Origin of the sequence: Flavihumibacter cheonanensis, from assembly GCF_022352215.1 — a bacterium.
Classification (GTDB): domain Bacteria; phylum Bacteroidota; class Bacteroidia; order Chitinophagales; family Chitinophagaceae; genus Flavihumibacter; species Flavihumibacter cheonanensis.
Window position 1 is genome coordinate 1 of the sequence record NZ_JAKRWF010000214.1, and the last position, 280, is coordinate 280.

Consider the following 280-nt stretch of genomic DNA (forward strand, 5'->3'; position numbering starts at 1 on the left):
GAACCATTTCTTCCTTCTTCATATGCGTAGTTAAATTTGCAGCAGCATCAATAAACAGGGCATGTACTTCGTGCAATTCGGGATGATTATCACCATGAACGTCGCACAATTTCTGAAGTTTTTTCAGAAGGAAGGGCAGGGCTTCAGTGACATACGCATGATGGTTTACGATTATATGGTCTATTAATCCTTTCATGGAGAGTGACTCAATAAAGTCCGCTTCCTTATCTTTCTTCTGAAGTACGCTATGCAGCTCGGCCAGCAGAATACCGGTGTCGAC

At 42.9% G+C, this 280-nt stretch carries 1 pseudogene; it reads right to left on the reverse strand.

The features are described 5' to 3' along the window. Nucleotides 1-280 (reverse strand): annotated as a pseudogene (locus MD536_RS21745) (iron-sulfur cluster repair di-iron protein); the annotation flags it as partial.